The organism is Pseudomonas sp. 1176_21, from assembly GCF_052850635.1.
In genome coordinates this window covers 118,349-136,139 of the sequence record NZ_VXCV01000013.1, presented here as the reverse complement: position 1 = coordinate 136,139, position 17,791 = coordinate 118,349, and the positions used below count along the sequence as shown (strand labels likewise).

10 protein-coding genes are annotated in these 17,791 nt (G+C 65.9%); 4 read left to right on the top strand and 6 right to left on the bottom strand.

Annotation, left to right across the window (positions count from 1 at the left end; genetic code table 11):
- Together FW760_RS23395 and FW760_RS23390 are read right to left on the bottom strand one after the other, a co-directional pair.
- A partial coding sequence (locus tag FW760_RS23395) for a two-partner secretion domain-containing protein (RefSeq protein WP_446444028.1) occupies window positions 1-7,953 on the bottom strand: 7,953 nt, incomplete at its 3' end.
- 61 nt (window positions 7,954-8,014) lie between these two features.
- Window positions 8,015-9,709, bottom strand: coding sequence for a ShlB/FhaC/HecB family hemolysin secretion/activation protein (locus FW760_RS23390; RefSeq protein ID WP_446444027.1), 1,695 nt, complete (start codon window positions 9,707-9,709; stop codon window positions 8,015-8,017).
- A 377-nt stretch (window positions 9,710-10,086) separates the two neighbouring features.
- On the opposite strand from FW760_RS23390, the gene FW760_RS23385 reads away from it, so the two are divergent.
- Complete coding sequence (locus tag FW760_RS23385; protein WP_043864368.1) at window positions 10,087-10,779, top strand: OmpA family protein; 693 nt, start codon at window positions 10,087-10,089, stop codon at window positions 10,777-10,779.
- Between the two features lie 74 nt (window positions 10,780-10,853).
- On the opposite strand, the gene FW760_RS23380 is transcribed toward FW760_RS23385, so the two are convergent.
- The 3 genes from FW760_RS23380 to FW760_RS23370 are packed head-to-tail and all read right to left on the bottom strand — an operon-like array spanning window position 10,854 to window position 14,188.
- Window positions 10,854-11,747: an acyltransferase gene (locus tag FW760_RS23380; protein ID WP_054916274.1), complete on the bottom strand. Its 894-nt coding sequence runs from the start codon at window positions 11,745-11,747 to the stop codon at window positions 10,854-10,856.
- A gap of 2 nt (window positions 11,748-11,749) precedes the next feature.
- The gene (pta, locus tag FW760_RS23375) at window positions 11,750-13,846 is read right to left on the bottom strand and encodes a phosphate acetyltransferase (RefSeq protein ID WP_043864370.1); all 2,097 of its coding nucleotides are present in this window, start codon (window positions 13,844-13,846) and stop codon (window positions 11,750-11,752) included.
- Between the two features lie 33 nt (window positions 13,847-13,879).
- Window positions 13,880-14,188: a DUF3565 domain-containing protein gene (locus FW760_RS23370; RefSeq protein WP_043864371.1), complete on the bottom strand. Its 309-nt coding sequence runs from the start codon at window positions 14,186-14,188 to the stop codon at window positions 13,880-13,882.
- Between FW760_RS23370 and FW760_RS23365 the strand changes: the two genes are divergently transcribed.
- The 3 genes from FW760_RS23365 to FW760_RS23355 all read left to right on the top strand — a co-directional run bounded on the left by FW760_RS23365 (window position 14,187) and on the right by FW760_RS23355 (window position 16,589).
- Window positions 14,187-14,672 (top strand): FKBP-type peptidyl-prolyl cis-trans isomerase, encoded by a 486-nt coding sequence (locus FW760_RS23365; RefSeq protein ID WP_043864372.1) that lies wholly within the window; start codon window positions 14,187-14,189, stop codon window positions 14,670-14,672. The two genes, FW760_RS23370 and FW760_RS23365, sit on opposite strands and share 2 nt — an antisense overlap.
- Before the next feature lie 164 nt (window positions 14,673-14,836).
- Entirely contained in the window at window positions 14,837-15,319 is a 483-nt protein-coding gene (locus tag FW760_RS23360; protein ID WP_254997853.1) for a glutathione peroxidase, read from the top strand.
- 166 nt (window positions 15,320-15,485) lie between these two features.
- Window positions 15,486-16,589 carry an NADH:flavin oxidoreductase gene (locus tag FW760_RS23355; RefSeq protein WP_088515278.1) on the top strand — a complete coding sequence of 368 codons (1,104 nt, stop codon included), beginning with the start codon at window positions 15,486-15,488 and terminating at the stop codon, window positions 16,587-16,589.
- On the opposite strand, the gene FW760_RS23350 is transcribed toward FW760_RS23355, so the two are convergent.
- Window positions 16,558-17,778 carry a glycosyltransferase family 4 protein gene (locus tag FW760_RS23350; RefSeq protein ID WP_123752897.1) on the bottom strand — a complete coding sequence of 407 codons (1,221 nt, stop codon included), beginning with the start codon at window positions 17,776-17,778 and terminating at the stop codon, window positions 16,558-16,560. The genes FW760_RS23355 and FW760_RS23350 overlap by 32 nt on opposite strands.
- Window positions 17,779-17,791 lie beyond the last annotated feature (13 nt).

Below are 17,791 nucleotides of genomic sequence, written 5' to 3'. Positions count from 1 at the left end.
TTTCTCGGTTTTGGTGTTGCCTTTTTTGCCTTTGGAATAGGCATGGTCTTCGTCTGCCGCAGCAGCGATGAACACGTCGCGCCCAGCATCCAGGGCGATGTCGCGACGTGCCTCGATCTCGCTGGCGATGACCGACAGGTCTAGCCCGGCCGAGGCACTGAAGCTGCCGCCAGCCTGCACTTGGCTGACGTACTGGGTGGTGGTGCTGTCGTAGCCGCTGACGCGGCGACGCTGGTACTCGTGGCTGTCGGTGACTTGCTGGCTGGCGATGTAGAGGTCGCGCTCGGCGCTCAGCGCAATGTTGCCGCCGGCGGTGGCCACGCCACCGACAAAGCCGATGTCGCGACCGGCCGAGAGGGTCAGGTCGTTGGCAGCCTCGATGCGCGCCGCATTGTTGACGATGTTCTGCACCACGTGCTCGCCGCCGACACGATCGTCCAGGCGGGTGACGCTGCGCTCGTTGATGACATCGCCGGTCAGGGCCAACAGGCTCACGTCGCGGCCCTTGAGGTTGCCGCCGGCGCTGTTGCGGATGGAATCGGTGGCCAGCAGGTCGAGGCGCTGGCCGGCTTCCATCAGGCCGCTGTTGTCGATGTTGCCGGCGGTGACGGAAAGGTTGTTGCTGGCGCGCAGGGTGCCGACGTTGTTCAGCTCGCCGCCGCTGATCAGGCTGACATCGCGCCCCTGGATCAACGCGCCGTTGGGCGCCAGGCGTCCTTCGGACTGGGCCAGGTAGAGCACCGGGGCCAGCACCTGCTCGCCGTTGACCTCGATGGTTTCCATCCACACGATGTCGTGGGTGAGGGCGGCCACCTGCTCGGCACTCAGCGACACGCCTACGCTCAGGCTCAGCGCATCCTTGCTGGCAATGGCGTTGTCCATCAGGTAGCGGAACATCGCCTCGTCGCTGTCCAGCCCGGCGATCAAGCGCTGCCCGGTGCGCTCCACTACCGCTTCGCGGATCAGGCGCTGTTCGTACAGGCCGTCGCCCAGGCGCTTCTTGGTGGCGTCGGGGTCGATGTCGAGGCTGCCCAGCAGGTAGTCGGAACTGAGGAATTTCTTCAGGTCGGTGAGCACCGGGTTGGTTTCCACCAGGTACTTGTGCGGCTGGCTGGCAGTTGCCGGGGTTGGCACGCCCTGTACCAGCTTCACGCCTGCCGGCAGGCCGTCCAGGCCCGTACCGGTTTGCCCGGCAACGCTGGCAGCCTGTGCGTCAGGGCCTGCCCAGTGACCCTGGCCGGCGTTGCCGGTGGCAGTGTTGGCCAGGCTGCCCAGCGTGCCGGCTTGCCCGTGCTGAGTCAGGTCGGCACCTGCGGCCAGTGCACCGCTGGCCTGGGCTGTCTGGCCGGTCTGCCCGCTAAGGCGGAACAGGCCATGCTCGCCCTGCGGCAGGCTGAAGCTTGGCAGCGTGACCGGGTTGACCTGGCGCTGTGCCAGGTCGGGCGGCAACTGCGAGGTAACGGCACGTACCGAGGTTTGCGCGGTGGCCTTGTCGGCATTGGCACCGCGTTGGCCGATGCCGCCGACCCCGCTGGCATTGGCGCGCACCACACTGTTGTCGATGCGCTCGGTGGCGTTGATGGTGACGGCGCCCGCAGCCTGGATGACGGCAGGGGAGACCACGGCGCCAGCGATGGGCGTGCGGTTGTCGCTCAACCTGTATACGCCTTTGCCGGGGTAGCCGCCGGCGGCCAGGAATTGGTCCAGGGTTTCCATGCCGGGTACGCCGGACTGGTTGAACGCGTTCTTCTTTTGCATGAAGCCGGAATAGTGCGACCGGTTACGGCTGTAGAAACTGCCGTTCAAGTTGCGCTGCACGCCACCGCTCACGCCAACGTTGTTGAGTACGGCAGTGTCGATGCTGATGTTGCGGGCGGCAGAGACGCTGCTGTAACGGTTGCTGAACTCGTTGCCGCTGAACGTCAGGCTGCCACCTGTGGTGATCGATGCGGCCTGGCTGTCCTGGTCGATGACATCGTGGGAGATCTCGACGGCGGTGAACTGGAACTCGCAGCCCTTGCCCTTGCAATGGTCGTCGGCATAGGTGTTGATGCTCCCCGATACCCGTTCGGTCCGGACCGTGAGCTTGTCCTTGCGATTGATCAGGGTGTCGGCCAGCAGGCTCATGTTGCCGGCGCTTTCCAGGCTGCCGGAAATGTTCTCCACGTGCGTGGCGCGGGTACCTCGGTCATCACGGGCGATGCTCAGCCCGCCGAGGCTGTACAGGTCGGCATAGGTGTTGGTGAAGGTGCCTACCCGCAGCGTCATATCGTTGCCGCTGAAGATCAGCCCGCGGTCGTTGCGCAGGGTGTCGGCATTGATGCGCAAGGCCGTGGCGCTGCCCAGGGTGGCGTAGTTGTCGAGCGTGCCGGCCGTGGCGGTCAGATTGCCCGCCGAGGTGATCCGCCCGCGGTTGGTCAAGGTGTTGGTGGCGCTCACCACGCTGGTGGCGCCCCCGGTAAGGGTGCTGGTGCTGGCAAGGTCGATGCTGGCCGCGTTCAGGGTCAGGTTGCCCAGGCTGGTGGTGCGCCCGGTGCCGTTGTAGGTGCCGGTGATGTCGAGTCGCAAACTGCCGTCGCTGGCCAGCAGGCCGTCGTTGCGCCAATTGACCCCCTTGCCGGTGAAACTCTGCGCCGCCAGCAGCTTGCCGCTCGCGGTCTGGGTGAACTGGCCGATGTCCAGGTTCAGGCGCGCGGCCTGCAATACGCTGCTGTTGGTCCAGTTGGCGGCCTTGATGTCGAGCAGGCCGTTGGTGTACAGCAGGCCGCCCGCACGCATCACCTTGTCGGCGGCCAGGCCGAAGTTGCCGCTACCGGTGTGCAGCAACTGCCCGCTGTTGTTGCTCAGGCCGGCGACTTGCAGGTCCAGGTGCTGGTTGGCGGTTTCCAGCAGGCCAGCGTTGTTGTTGAACGTCTCGCGGGTGCTGATCAGGGTGGTGCCGCTGCGCCCCAGCGCGCGCAGGCTGCCATTGGCGTTGTTCAGCGTCTGGCTGCGCAGGGCCAGGTCAGCCTCGCTCTCGAGCTGGCCCAGTTGGTTGTCGAGCAGGCCCGACAGGTCGAAGTCGATGCGCCCGGCACCCACCTTGCCGGCCTGGTTGAGGAACTGCCCGGCGTTCACACCCAGCCATCCTGCGGCATACAGCCCGCCGCCCTGGTTGTCGAATGTGGCGGTGGCGATGCGGTTGTCGCCGGACAAGGCAGAGATGAAACCCTTGCGGTTGTGCAGGCCGTCGCGGGCCTCGAGGTCCAGCGTCTGGGCCTGGAGGGTGCCAGCATTGTTGTCGAGCAGGCCGCTGACCAGCGTGAGCCGGCCCTGGCTGCTATTGAGCATGCCGCCGGCGCTGTTGTTCAGGTGGGTGCTGTGGATATCGAGGTTGCCGGCCACGCTGTCCACGCGCCCGCCCTGATTGCGCAGGTCGTCGCCCAGGCGCAGCAGGATATTGCCCTGGGCCTTGAGGCTCGCCGCCTGGTTGTCGAGGGCCTGGGCCTGGATGTCGAGGCTGCCGCGTTCGCTGAATACCAGGCCGTCCTGCTGGTTGAGCAGGTCGCCCTTCAGACGTAATACCAGGTTCTGCTGGCTGGCCAGTGTGCCGCCAGCGCTGTTGTTCAGGCTGTCGGCGTCGATGCGCAGCAAGGCCTGACTGACCAGCCTGCCGCCGCGATTGTCGAGGTTGGCGCTGTTTAGCAGCAGGTCGCCGCCACTGGCCAGGCGTGCGCCCTGGGTGTTGAGCAGCGCGCCGAGCAGGGTGACGCGCAGTGCGCCCTGGCTGGTCACCTGGCCGTTCTGGTTGTTCAGCTGCTTGCCGTCGATTTCCAGGCGCTGGCCATTGAGCTGGCCGCCGCTGTTGTCGATCACGCTGCTGGTACGGTTCAGGCTCAGGGTTTGGGTGGCCGCGATCAGGCCACCCTGGCTGTTGTCGAGCCGGCCGTCGATGCTCAGGGTCACATCGGCTTCGCCGGCGATGATGCCGTGTCGGTTATCCAGGCGCGTGGCAGTGATCTGCTGCCTGCCAAGGCTGACCAGTGCGCCCTGGTCGCGGTTGTCCAGGGTGTCTTCAAGGTGCACGTCGAGGCGGCCATGTTGGCTGGAGAGGGTGCCGGCGCCGCGGTTGTCCAGCGTAGTGCCCCTGACCTCAAGGCCCTGCAGGCCCGAGACAAGCCCCGCGTTGCTGTTGTCGATGCTGGTGGCCTCGACCTGCAATGTGCCGGCGCTGATGAGGCGGCCCTTGTGCTGGTTGTCGAGTTGCGTGGCGAGCAGGCTGAATGCCTGCTCGCTGGATATCTCACCGCCATTGCTGTTGTCGACCAGCCCCAGGTGCTCGAAGGTCAGCGGGCCGCGGGCGTGAATCAGCCCGCCCTGGTTGTCCAGCGTGCCGCCTTGCAGGTTCAGGTGCACGGCCTGTTCGCCGATCAGGCGGCCTTGCTGCTGGATCAGTCGCTGTACGCTCAGGCGCAGGTCGCCCTTGGCCGAGAGTTCGCCGCGCGGGCCATTGTCCAGGTGGCGGGCAGTGATCGTGAGGTTGGCGTCACTGCTGATGCGGCCACCGGGCAGGGCGTTGGCGTAGGCGCCGTTGCGCAGGTCGGTGCTGTTCAACAGCAAGGCTTTGGCGCTGGTGATGGCGCCACTGCGGTTATCCAGCGTAGTGCTGTCGATGCGTGCATCGCCCTGGCTGATCAACTGGCCGCCCTGGCTGTTGTCCAGGGTGCCGGTGTCGATGTGCAAGCCCAGGTTGGCGGATACCAGCCCCTGGTCGCTGTTGTCGAAAACGCCGCTGTTCAGGCGCAGATTGCCGCCTGCCGACAGGGTGCCCTGATGCTGGTTGGCCAGCAGCCCTTCGAGGGTCAGCCCGATGTCGCCACGGCTGGCCAGGGTGCCGCCATGGGTGTTGCTCAGGCTGCCGGCTTCGATATCCAGCCCGGCGCCCGCCGACAGTACGCCGTTGCGGCTGTTGTCCAGGGCGTTGGCGATGCGCAGGATGAGGCTGTCGGCGCTGATCAGGCGCCCGCCCTGGTTGTCCAGGCGATCGGTGTGCAGGCTGTAGCCGAGGTCACTGGATATCTCGCCACCGGCGCTGTTGTCCAGCGCGCCGATCTGGCGCAGCAGTAGTTGGCCGGGGCTGGCGATCACGCCCTTGTCGCGGTTGATCAGTGTGCCGCCCTGCAGGTCCAGGCTGATGCCGGTTGCGCTGAACAGGTAGCCGCCATCGCGCTGGTCCAGCCCGCTGAGGGTGGCCTCGATCTTGCCCCTGGAAGTGATGCGGCCCTGTTCGCCGTTGTACAACTGGGCGCCATGCAGGGTGATGCCGGTGTCGCTGCCGATGCGGCCCTTGTCGCGGTTGTCGAGCCCGCCACTGCGCAGCTCGAGTGCGCCCACCGCGCTGATTGCGCCGCCATGACGGTTGTCCAGGTTCGCGCTGCGGATCGACAACGCGGCGTCGGTCACCAGGGTCCCGCCCTGGTTGTTCAGGGCGCCGTGGCTGACCACATTCAAGGTATCGATGGCCGATACCAGGCCCTTGTTGTGGTTGTCCAACTGAGCTGCACTCAGGCTCAGGCGGCCCTCGCTGACCAGCTCGCCGCCCACGCTGTTGTCCAGCGTGCCGCTGAGTTCGATATCGACCGAAGCCAGGCTGCTGACCCGGCCGGCATCGCTGTTGAGCAACTCGGCGCCGCGCAGTACTACCCCATCGCGTCCAGCCAGCAGGCCCTTGCTCTGGTTGAGCAGACGCTGCACGGTGAGGGTCAGGCCGCTGTCGCCGATGACCTTGCCGCTGGTGTTGTCCAGTTGCCCGGTAGCTGCGATGCCCACCGTGCCGATGCTCGACACCACACCTTGCTGGTTGAGCAGGTCGTGGGTGGTGATAGTCACCGCATCGTTGCCGACGATCTGCCCGGCGCGCTGGTTGTCGATGTGCTTGGCGTCGAGGGTCACGCGGCCCTGGCCGAGCAGCTTGCCGGCGTCATGGTTGCGCAGCGTGCCCACGTCAACGACCAGGTCGGCCTGGGTGCTGGCTTTGCCGCCGCCACTGTTGTCGAGGGTGTCGCCGACCACCGTCAGCCCCTGATCGGCAACCAGTACACCGCCTCGATTGTCCAGCCGCTCACCCGAAAGCGTCAGTGTGGCCTTGCTCGACAGCAGGCCGCTGCCACTGTTGTTCAATTGGCCGGCCGTGACCTGCAGCGCGCCTTCGCTCACCACGTTGCCCTGGTTGCGGTTGTCCAGCAGGCCGCTGATGCGGGTGTTCAGCGTGCCCTGACTGAGCAGGGCGCCCTTGTTGCTGTTGTTCAGGCCAAGGCCCTGGATGTCCAGGTGCTGACTGGCCGAGATCAGGCCCAGGCGGTTGTCGATGGCAGCGCTGGCGATCAGCAGCACGTCGCCTCCAAGCAGTTTGCCGCCCTGGTTGTTCACGCTGGCGCTGCGCACTTCGTTGCGTGCGCCGGAAACCTCGCCGGCCTGGTTGTTCAGCGCGTGGCTTTGAATCACCACCTGCCGGTTGCTGGCCAGCAATCCTGCGTTGCTGTTGTCCAGCTGCGGTGCGTCAATGGCCAGGCTGTCGAGGCCGATCACTCGACCACCCTGGTTGTTCAGGCCGGAGTTGGCCTGCACCACGGTGCTGCGCTGGCTATGCAGCAGGCCCTTGTCGCGGTTGTCCAGCGTGTCGGCCTTGAGCGTGAGGGTGTGGCTGGCCAGTACCTGGCCCTGGCGGTTGTCCAGCTTGCCGGCGGTCACCGTGGTGGTAGCGCCCTTCAGGCTGCCACCCTGGTTGTCCAGGTTGGCGCGGGCGGTCACTTCGAGTTGGCGGCTGGCAACCACGCTGGCGCTGTTGCGCAGGTCCTGGCTGGCCAGGTGCAGGTCGCCGCGGTTGTTGCGGGTGTTGTTGGCTTCGACACCGGCTTCGATCACGCCGCGGTTGTCGATCTGCCTGGCTGCCACGTCGATGCGTTCGCGAGCAGCCAGGCTTTGCCGGTTGACCAGTTGCTCGGCGCTACGAATCTCGGCGTTGCGCGCTGCGTAGGTCTTGCCTTCGAGCTCCACCTGGTGGGCGGCGATTTTCAGGTCGCGCTCGGCGGTGACATTGCCCAGGCTCAGCTTGCCGTTCACGTCGATCTGCACGTCACTGGCGGTGGAGGCCATGTTGCCGGCCAGTTTCACCCCCACGCCCTTTTCGGTGCCCACCAGGCGGATGGCGCCGGCGTACATGCCACCCAGTGCGGAACTGTCGATGGCCAGCAAGGGTTTGCCGCTGCCGTCGTCCGCCCGTGGCGTGACCTGCAGGCTGTCGGCCTTGACGTCGTTGCGTCCGGTAACGATGTTCAGTTGCTGGGCGTGCAACGTGGCGTTGAGCTTGGCGCTGCGGGTGATCAGGTCGAACTGTTCGACATTGCTGGCATTGAGCCCGGCGCCTTCGAGCGCGATGTCGCCGCCATCGACCTGAAAGCGGTCCAGGCGTTCGCCGTCCATGATCGGTTTGCCGGTGGTCAGCGTGGCGCGCGGGGTATTGATGAAGCCGCAACCGTTGCAGGTGATGCCGTGGGGGTTGGCCACGATCACCCGCGCAGCGGAGCCGGCCACTTCGGTGTAGCCCGCCAGGGTGCTGCGGTTGCCCCCGGTCACCTGGTTGAGGATGACCTTGGCCGCCTGGCCCTTGAGGTTGGGGTTGCCCACGATGATGCCGCCGAGCTGGGTGCTCTGGGTCTTGTTGGTGGCATTGTTGAGGATCAGCCCCTGCTTGCCGACGTTGTAGTCGCGAAAGGTGTTGCTCGACAGCCCGCTGCCGTTGGGGCGGGCGATGTTGACGATGGGCACCCCGTTGCCGGCTGCGCCCACCGTGGTGCCGGCCTTGGCCGCCGCATCCACGGTAACCTGCGCGGCGGTGGCGACGATCGGGTTGAGGAACATGACCCCGGCAACGATCAGGGCCAGGTACTGGTTCAACGGGCTGCGGGCGTCCATGTCAAAACTCCGGAAAATCGGTGCCCCTCCATCAGGGCACGTTAATCGGCTGGGGGGCCGGTCAGAAGAACGCGTCCATGCGCACGTAGATCGGGTGTTCACGACGTTCGAGGCTGTCGGGCCGCTGCAACGAGCGGGCAAAACTGACGCTGGCGGCGAAGTACTGCCCGCGCAGGTTCAGTTCCACGGCGTTGCCGCTCAGGCGGCCATGGGTGTCGGGGTTGTTGTGGTCGCCCTTTATCACGCCCACGTCGTAGGCCAGTGCCGCGCCGTACTCCTGCACGAAGGGCTGCAAGGGCGCCCAGCTCACCGGGCGACGCCAGCGCAACTGGTTGCGCCAGTAGCCGCCGCTGTTGCCGGTGAGGGTCTGCTGCTTGAACCCGCGTACCGAGTTGAGCCCGCCCACGCTGATGCGCTGCGGGCTGTAGAGCGGGTCTTCGCTGCGCTGGCCGGTGGCCAGGCTGTCGAAGCTGAAGGCTTCGCCCCACAGGGTGAACGGCTGCAGGTAGCTCAGGGTCAGGCTGTATTTGTTGTAGCGGGCAACCGGTTCGTTGCCGTGCGGGTCGCCCGCGCCCTGGGCGTCGAAGGCGCCGATGCCTTGCTGCCAGCCGGCGTCGAGGTTGAGGAAGGCGGTGCCGATGCGCCGCCCATGGTTCACGCCCAGCTGGCTTTCGCTCAGGCGCGTGCTCGACACGTCGATCAGGCTGTCGTCCAGGTAGTTGTTGGTACGCAGGTGGCTGATGCCGAGGTTGACCGCCGTCTTGCTCAGGGCATCGCGGTGTATCACGCGCTCGACGCGCAGTTGGTGCATCTGGCTGTCGCCATCGAGCTTGAAGGGAAAGCCGCTGGAATCGTCGCGGGTACGGTAGTAGCTCTGGTTGTAGCTGTAGGTGAAGGTCCACCAGCCCCATGGCACGCTGTAGTTCAGGTACTGGCTGTCGGAGTGGCGCCAGTGGTCGCTGACCGCGTCCTGATTGGCCCTCAGGCTGAACTGATCGGCCAGGCCCAGTGGGCTGTCCCAGTCCAGGCCCAGGCCCATCTGCTGTTCACCGCTGCTGCGGTCGCCGTCATTGTTGCGCGTGGCCGACACGCGCCAGGGCTTGTCGCGCTGCCCCTGCAGTTGCACCCGGCTGCTGCCCACCTCGTCGCCCGGCACCAGTTCCAGTTGCGCCTGGCGCGAGGGCAGGCGGGTCAGCTGGTCGACCAGTTGCTCCAGTTCGCGCAGGTTCAGTACCTCGCCGGTGGTGCCGGGGAAGGCCATGGCCAGCTCGCGCGGGCTGGCCAGGCTGGAGCTGTCCAGGCCGTCCAGGCGCCCTTCGACGACAGTGATCTGCAGGGTGCCGGAGGACAGGTCCTGCTGGGGCAGGTAGGCGCGGGTTGTGATGTAGCCACGGTTGAGGTAGTGATCGGTGACCACCTTGAGCAGCGCATTGAGCTGGCCGACACCCAGGCACTGGCCTTCGTAGGGTTCGAGCAGACGGCGCTGCTCGCGCTCGCCCAGGTGCTCGGCGCCCTCGAGCACTATGTGACGGATGGTAAAGCAACGGGTGTCTTCAGGTGTGCTGGCTGGCACCTGGGGCGCAGCCCTGCCTGGGAGGCTTTGCAGCTCCTGCAGGCGTTTGCGCTGTTCTTGCAGCAGCCGCTCCTGGCGGTCGCGGATCAGGTCGCGGTCGCCTGGGGTTTGCAGCGGGTCGGCCGAGGCGAAAAACGGCAGCAGCGCCAGGCCGAAAGCCAGGCGACGGAAGAGGTAGAGCATGAGGGTGATCCATCACTCGTTATGCAAAAAGAACGTCTGTTTCCTACAAACGCGGCGCAGGATACTGCAAAAAAGCGTCGAAGTGATGGCTAATTGACGTCATTTTTGTAACGGGTGTAGGAGGTTTCCGGTTGCTGCGCATGGGGTGAACAGCGTCGAATTTGCAGGGCGCAGACGTGCACTCGGTTCTGACCGGTGCGCGTGATGAACATCCTGTTTGTTTGGGGGGGCCGCCGGCTTCGCACTTTTCGGGTTTACCGTGGCAGCCAGTAGACTACAGTTTGTCCCGAGGGAATTTTTATCGCAGCTCGCGTTCCAAGCCTGGCAGGGAACCGCCGTCGGTCCGCTGCATACACGAATTCTGTAGGAGCTTGTCCATGTTCACCATGCGTCGTCTGATTATCGTCGCTACTGCTGCTGCCCTGATGACTGGCTGCGCCAGTCAGAACCCCTATGACAACCAGGGCCAGGCGCAAGGCTCCACCGGGATGAGCAAGACCGCCAAGTACGGCGGCCTGGGCGCATTGGCCGGTGCCGTTGCCGGTGCCGCCATCGACCACAACAACCGTGGCAAGGGTGCGTTGATCGGCGCCGCCGCGGTGGGCGCCGCCGCCGCCGGCTACGGCTACTACGCCGACCGCCAGGAAGCGGCACTGCGCGAGAGCATGGCCAACACCGGTGTCGAAGTGCAGCGCCAAGGCGACCAGATCAAGCTGATCATGCCGGGCAACATCACCTTCGCCACCGACTCGGCGAGCATTGCACCAAGCTTCTACGCGCCGCTGAACAACCTGGCCAACTCGTTCAAGCAGTTCAACCAGAACACCATCGAAGTGGTCGGTTTCACCGACAGCACCGGCAGTCGCCAGCACAACATGGACCTGTCGCAGCGTCGTGCACAGGCCGTGAGCACCTACCTGACCTCCCAGGGCGTCGACCCTTCGCGCGTGAGTGCGCGTGGCCTGGGCCCGGACCAGCCGATCGCGAGCAACGCCGATGCCAACGGGCGTGCGCAGAACCGTCGGGTGGAGGTGAACCTCAAGCCGATTCCTGGGCAGCAGTACCAGTAAATCTTTTCGCCAGCAATGCTGGCTCCTACAGGGGGCTCACGCCGTTGTAGGAGCCGGCCTTGCCGGCAAAGGGCTCACTGCTGGCGCATCCGCTCCAGCCGTTCATCCTTCTCTTCCCACAACCGGTTGATCCACTGCTGGAACGCCAGCCTGTAGGCTTCATCCTGGTCGTAGCTGCGTCCCAGAAATTCCTTGGGAATCGCCAGCGCCTCGAACGTCACCTCCACCCGCGCCACTCGCCCGCACAGCAGGTCCCAGAAGCCCGGTGTGCCCTGCGGGTAATGGATCGTCACGTTGATGATCGACTCCAGTTGCTCGCCCATCGCATCCAGCACGAAGGCAATGCCGCCCGCCTTGGGTTTGAGCAGGTGCCGGAACGGCGAACCCTGTTCGGCATGCTTGGCGGGGGTGAAACGCGTGCCTTCGGCAAAGTTGAAGATCGCCGTGGGCTTGCCACGGAACCTGGCGCAGGTACGGCGTGTGGTCTGCAGGTCCTTGCCCTGTTTTTCTGGGTGTTTGGCCAGATAGGCCTTGCTGTAGCGCTTCATGAACGGAAAGCCCAGCGCCCACCAGGCCAGGCCGATCACCGGCACCCAGATCAGCACCTGCTTGAGGAAGAACTTGAGCGGTCGGATACGCCGGTTGAGCACGTATTGCAGCACCATGATGTCCACCCAGCTCTGGTGGTTGCTGGTCACCAGGTAGCTGTGCTGGTAGTCCAGCCCGGCCAGCCCCTCGATGTCCCAGCGGGTGCGCCCGACCAGGTTCATCCAGCCCTTGTTGTTGCTGATCCAGGCTTCGTGGATGTGCCGCATCAGTTCGTCGGTGACGCGCTGCGCGGCGGCAAAGGGCAGGCACAGCTTGAACAGGCTGACGATGAACAGCGGTGTGCAGCACAGGATGGTGTTGGCGGCCAGCAGCAGCGAGCCGATGACTCCGCGCACGGGCGCGGGCAGAAAAGCGAGCATGGTCAGTTATCCAGCGAGCGGTTGGCCTGAATCGCGGTCAGGGCAATGGTGTAGACGATGTCGTCGACCTGGGCGCCACGCGGCAGGTCGTTGACCGGCTTGCGCAGGCCCTGCAGCATCGGCCCCAGGCTCACGCAATCGGCGCTGCGCTGCACGGCCTTGTGGGTGGTGTTGCCGGTGTTCAGGTCGGGGAACACGAACACCGTTGCGCGTCCGGCCACCTTGCTGTTGGGCGCCAGCTGGCGGGCGATGTCCTGGTTGGCGGCGGCGTCGTACTGCAACGGCCCATCGATCTGCAGGCCACGCTGGGTTTCCTGGGCCAGCAGGGTGGCCTCGCGCACCTTCTCGACCTCTTCGCCGCTGGCCGAATCGCCACTGGAATAGCTGATCATCGCCACCCGCGGGGTAATGCCGAAGGCTTCGGCCGAATCGGCGCTTTGCAGGGCAATTTCGGCCAGTTCGCCGGCAGTGGGGTGCGGGTTCATCACGCAGTCGCCATACACCAGCACCTGCTCGGGGAACAGCATGAAGAACACCGACGACACCAGGCTGCAGCCGGGGGCGGTCTTGATCAGTTGCAGGGCCGGGCGGATGGTGTTGGCGGTGGAGTGCACCAGGCCCGAGACCAGGCCGTCGACCTCGTCCAGGGCCAGCATCATGGTGCCGATCACCACCGGGTCTTCTAGCTGCTGCTCGGCCATCGGCGCGTTCAGGCTCTTGCTCTTGCGCAGGCTGACCATAGGCTCGACGTAGCGCTCGCGAATCAGGTCCGGGTCCAGAATCTCCAGCCCCTCGGGCAGGCTGATGCCTTGGGCGCGGGCCACTGCCTGTACGTCCTCGGGCCTGGCCAGCAGCACGCAGCGGGCGATGCCGCGGGCCTGGCAGATGGCGGCGGCCTGCACGGTCATCGGCTCGGCGCCTTCGGGCAGCACGATGCGCTTGTTGGCCTGCTGGGCTCGCTGGATCAGCTGGTAGCGGAACACCGCAGGCGACAGGCGCATCTCGCGCGGGGTGCCGCAGCGCTGGTTGAGCCAGTCGGCGTCCAGGTGGCTGGCCACGAAGTCGGTGATGATCTCCGCACGCTCGCGGTCGTCCACCGGGATTTCCTTGTTCAACTGGTTCAGCTGGTTGGCGGTGTCGTAGGAGCCGGTACTCACCGACAGCACCGGCAGGCCGGCCAGCAGGGCGCCCTGGCACAGTTCGAGGATGCGCGGGTCGGGCTTGCTGTCGCTGGTCAGCAGCAGGCCGGCCAGTGGCACACCGTTGATCGCCGCCAGGCTGACGGCCAGGATGATGTCGTCGCGATCACCCGGGGTCACCACCAGCGTGCCGGGCTTGAGCAGCGGCACGGTGTTGGCCACGGTGCGGGCGCAGATGATGATCTTGTTCATGCGCCGGGTTTCGTAGTCGCCGGCGTTGAGTACCTGGGCACCGAGCAGCTCGGCCACGTCGCGGGTGCGCGGGTCGTTGAGCCCGGCCTGGAACGGGATGCAGCCCAGCAGGCGGAACTCGCCGCTGCGCAGCAGGGGCGAATGCTCCTGCAGGCGGCTGGCGAAGGTGTCCATCGGTTCGTCGCTGCGCACCTTGTTGAGGATCACGCCCAGCACCTTGGGGTCGCGCGGGCCGCCGAACAGCTGGGCCTGCAGCTCGACACGGCCCGACAGCTCGGCCAGCACGTCGTTTTCCGGCGCCGACACCAGGATCACCTCGGCGTCCAGGCTCTTGGCCAGGTGCAGGTTGACCCGTGCGGCGTAGCTGGCATGGCGGGTCGGCACCATGCCCTCGACCACCAGCACGTCCTTGCCGATGCAGGCCTGCTGGTACAGGGTGATGATCTCTTCGAGCAGTTCGTCCAGCTGGCCATCGCCGAGCATGCGTTCCACATGCGCCAGGCTCAGCGGTTGCGGCGGCTTGAGGCCGTGGGTGCGGGCGACCAGTTCGGTGGAGCGTTCCGGGCCGGTGTCGCCGGGGTGGGGCTGGGCGATCGGCTTGAAGAAGCCGACCTTGAGTCCGGCGCGTTCCAGGGTGCGCACCAGGCCCAGGCTGATGGAGGTCAGGCCGACACCAAAGTCGGTCGGCGCGATGAAAAATGTCTGCATGCGAGCTTCTCGAAGTGAGCTGTTGCAAAAGAATCAATTGCCAAGGGTAGCGCTATCGACCCCCTGAGCGCACCAGCCGCAGGCAAATGGCTGGCCGATTCGTTGCTGGCGCAGGTCTGCGTCCAGCACCCAGCCACGCGACTGCCACGGCGGTTCGTGGCGCAGGTGCTGGGTATGCCCGCACGACAGTTCGACCACCCAGTGGCCATGCTCGTCCTGATGAAAACCCAGCACCCGGCTGGGAAAAGCGGCTTCCCGTTTGTCCGGGTTGCGTTCGCTTTCAGGCGATGCGTTGGTTACACTTGTTCGTTCTACATTCTTATGCAAAAGGTCTCGCCCCATGCCGATCGCCGCCAACAAGGCTGTCTCCATCGACTATACTCTGACCAACGACGCTGGTGAGGTCATCGATAGCTCCAACGGCGGCGCGCCGCTGGTTTACCTGCACGGTGCAGGCAACATCATTCCGGGCCTGGAAAAAGCCCTGGAAGGCAAGGATACCGGCGCCGAGCTGGACGTTGCCATCGAGCCGGAAGACGCCTACGGCGAATACCTGGCCGAACTGGTCAGCACCCTGAACCGCAGCATGTTCGAAGGTGTCGACGAGCTGGAAGTGGGCATGCAGTTCCACGCGTCCGCGCCTGATGGCCAGATGCAGATCGTGACCATCCGTGACCTGGACGGCGACGACGTGACCGTCGACGGCAACCACCCACTGGCTGGCCAGCGCCTGAACTTCAAGGTCAAGGTCGTTGCCGTGCGTGATGCCAGCGAAGAAGAAATCGCCCATGGTCACGTGCATGGCGAAGGTGGCCATCAGCACTGATTTCTGCGCTAAGCTCAGAAGGTCGCTAAGGCGCCCGGGCAAGTCTGTCGTGTTCTCCCTGGAGGCAGACGGCTTGGCCGGGCGCTTTTTTAGTGGGCAGCATTTGTTGCGCCAGCCGGGACCGATGCCGGTAACTGGCCGGGAACTGGAAAGGGGAGTACGTCATGAGTGCATTTCACGACCTGAAATTGCAGGCGCTGGATGGCCAGGAGTTGCCATTGGCGCCGTTCAAGGGGCAGGTGGTGCTGGTGGTCAATGTCGCCTCCAAATGTGGCCTGACCCCGCAATATGCGGCGCTGGAGAATCTCTACCAGCAGTACAAGGACAAGGGCTTCAGCGTGCTGGGCCTGCCGTGCAACCAGTTTGCCGGGCAGGAGCCGGGCAGCGAGCAGGAGATCGCCCAGTTCTGCAGCCTGAACTACGGGGTGAGTTTCCCGCTGGGCAGCAAGCTGGAGGTCAACGGCCCGGAGCGGCATCAGCTGTACCGCCTGCTGGCCGGTGAAGGCGCCGAGTTCCCGGGGGATATCACCTGGAACTTCGAGAAGTTTCTGGTAGGCAAGGACGGCCGCGTGCTGGCGCGCTTTGCGCCGCGTACTGCGCCGGATGATGCCACGGTGGTGCAGGCTATCGAGAAAGCCTTGGCCTGAGGTGCCCCTTCGCCGGCAAGGCCGGCTCCTGCAATGGATGCACCGTCGTATGCAGGAGCCGGCCTTGCCGGCGAAAAATCCACCCCGATCACCGCTATCAATAGTACTGGGGTCAGCGACAATCCCGCCCTATGCTCAGGCGCCATCCCTTTCCCAGGAGCGCCGAATGCCTGCTCAAGCCCTGTTCACCCCCTTCAAGCTGGGCGCCCTCGAGCTGCCGACCCGTGTGGTCATGGCACCGATGACCCGAACCTTCTGCCCCGGCGGTGTGCCTCATGCGCAGGTGGTCGAGTATTACCGCCGCCGCGCCGCTGCCGATGTCGGCCTGATCATCACCGAAGGCACTACCGTCGACCACCCGGCCGCCAACGGTTACCCCAACGTGCCGCGCTTTCATGGTGAAGATGCCCTGGCGGGCTGGAAGAAGGTCGTCGATGCCGTACACGCCGAAGGCGGCAGGATCGTGCCGCAACTGTGGCACGTGGGCAGCGTGCGCCGCCTGGGTACCGAGCCGGACGCCAGCGTGCCGGGTTACGGCCCCAGCGAAAAACTCAAGGATGGCCAGGTGGTGGTGCACGGCATGAGTCATGCCGACATCCGCGACGTGATCGAGGCGTTCGCCCAGGCTGCCCGCGATGCCAAGGCCATCGGCATGGATGGCGTCGAGATCCACGGCGCACACGGCTACCTGATCGACCAGTTCTTCTGGGCTGCGAGCAACCAGCGCAGCGATGAGTACGGCGGCGACCTGGCCGGCCGCTCGCGCTTTGCCATCGAGCTGGTGCAGGCGGTACGCGCCGCCGTAGGCCCGGACTTTCCGATCATCCTGCGCTTCTCGCAATGGAAGCAGCAGGACTACAGCGCCCGCCTGGTCGACAACGCCGAGGCGCTGGGCGAGTTCCTGCGCCCGCTGGCCGACGCCGGCGTGGATATCTTCCACTGCTCCACGCGCCGCTTCTGGGAGCCTGAGTTCGAAGGCTCGGACCTGAACCTGGCTGGCTGGACCCGCCTGCTCACCGGCAAGCCCACCATCACCGTGGGCAGCGTGGGCCTGGATGGGGAGTTTCTGCAGTTCATGGTCGACACCGACAAGGTGGCGCAACCGGCCAGCCTGGAGAAACTGCTGCAGCGCCTGGGCGACCAGGAGTTCGACCTGGTGGCCGTAGGGCGTGCCTTGCTGGTGGATGCCCAGTGGGCGGCCAAGGTGCGTGAGGGGCGCGAGCAGGACATCCTGCCGTTCAGCCGCGAGGCGCTGACGAGCCTGGCTTGACCAGCAGCGCCGCATCGACGCGGCGCTGAGACGGTGCCGGTGCCTGTTCGCAGGCGCCGCGCAGGTGCGCCTCGAACTGTTCGACGATGGCCGGCCAGCCCTGGCGGCTGGCATGCTGGCGGGCATTGAGGCGCACCCGGCGCAAGGTCTCGCTGTCTTCCAGCAGCCAGCTGGCGGCATCGATGAAGGCCTCTGCATCCCCCGGCATGGCCAGTGCGCCACTGTGCCCATGACGAATGTGCTGGGCTGCTGCGGCCTCGTCGTAGGCCACCACCCCAAGGCCGGAGGCCAGCGCCTCCAGCACCACGTTGCCGAAGGTTTCGGTCAGGCTCGGGAACAGGAAGATATCCCCCGAGGCGTAGTGTTCGGCCAGGCATTCGCCGCGCTGTACCCCGCAGAACACGGCACCTGGCAACTGCTGCTCGAGTGCGCCGCGCTGCGGGCCGTCCCCCACCACGATCAGGCGCAGGTTGCGCAGGGGGTAGGCCTTGCGCAGGGTGTCCAGGCACTGGCCGAGCAGGCCCAGGTTCTTCTCGGTGGCCAGCCGCCCCACATGCAGCAGGGCGATGTCGTCGGGCCCAAGGCCCCACTGGTCGCGCAAGCTCTGGCGGCGCCGGGCCGGGTTGAACAGGCTGCTGTCGACCCCGCGCGACAGCAGGGTCAGGCGTTCGAAGCCGCGCCGCTGCAGCTCCAGGCGCTGGCTGACGCTGGGCACCAGGGTGCTGTGGCAGCGATGGTGGAAGCCACGTAGGTAACGGGTGACCAGCCGCGTGAGCAGGCCGAAGCCGTACTGGCCGGAGTACTGCTGGAAGTTGGTGTGAAAGCCGCTGACCACCGCGATGCCCAGGCGCCGCGCCGCCCGCAGTGCACTCAGGCCCAGTGGCCCCTCGGTGGCGATGTACAGCACGTCCGGGCGGTCGCGGCGCCAGCGGCGCAGCAGCTTGTGCATCGACACCTGCCCCCACTGCAGGCCGGGGTAGCCGGGCAGGGGCCAGCCACGGCACAACAGCAGGTCGGCCTGCGCAGGGCCGGCGGCATCGCCGGCCTGGCGCGGGCGCACCAGCTCCACCCGGTGGCCGCGCAGGCGCAGGCCTTCGTGCAGGCGGCCAAGGGTGTTGGCCACGCCATTGATTTCGGGTGGGAAGGTTTCGCTGACAAGGGTGATGTGCAGGGCGGCGGGACTGGTCATGGGGGGATTTTCC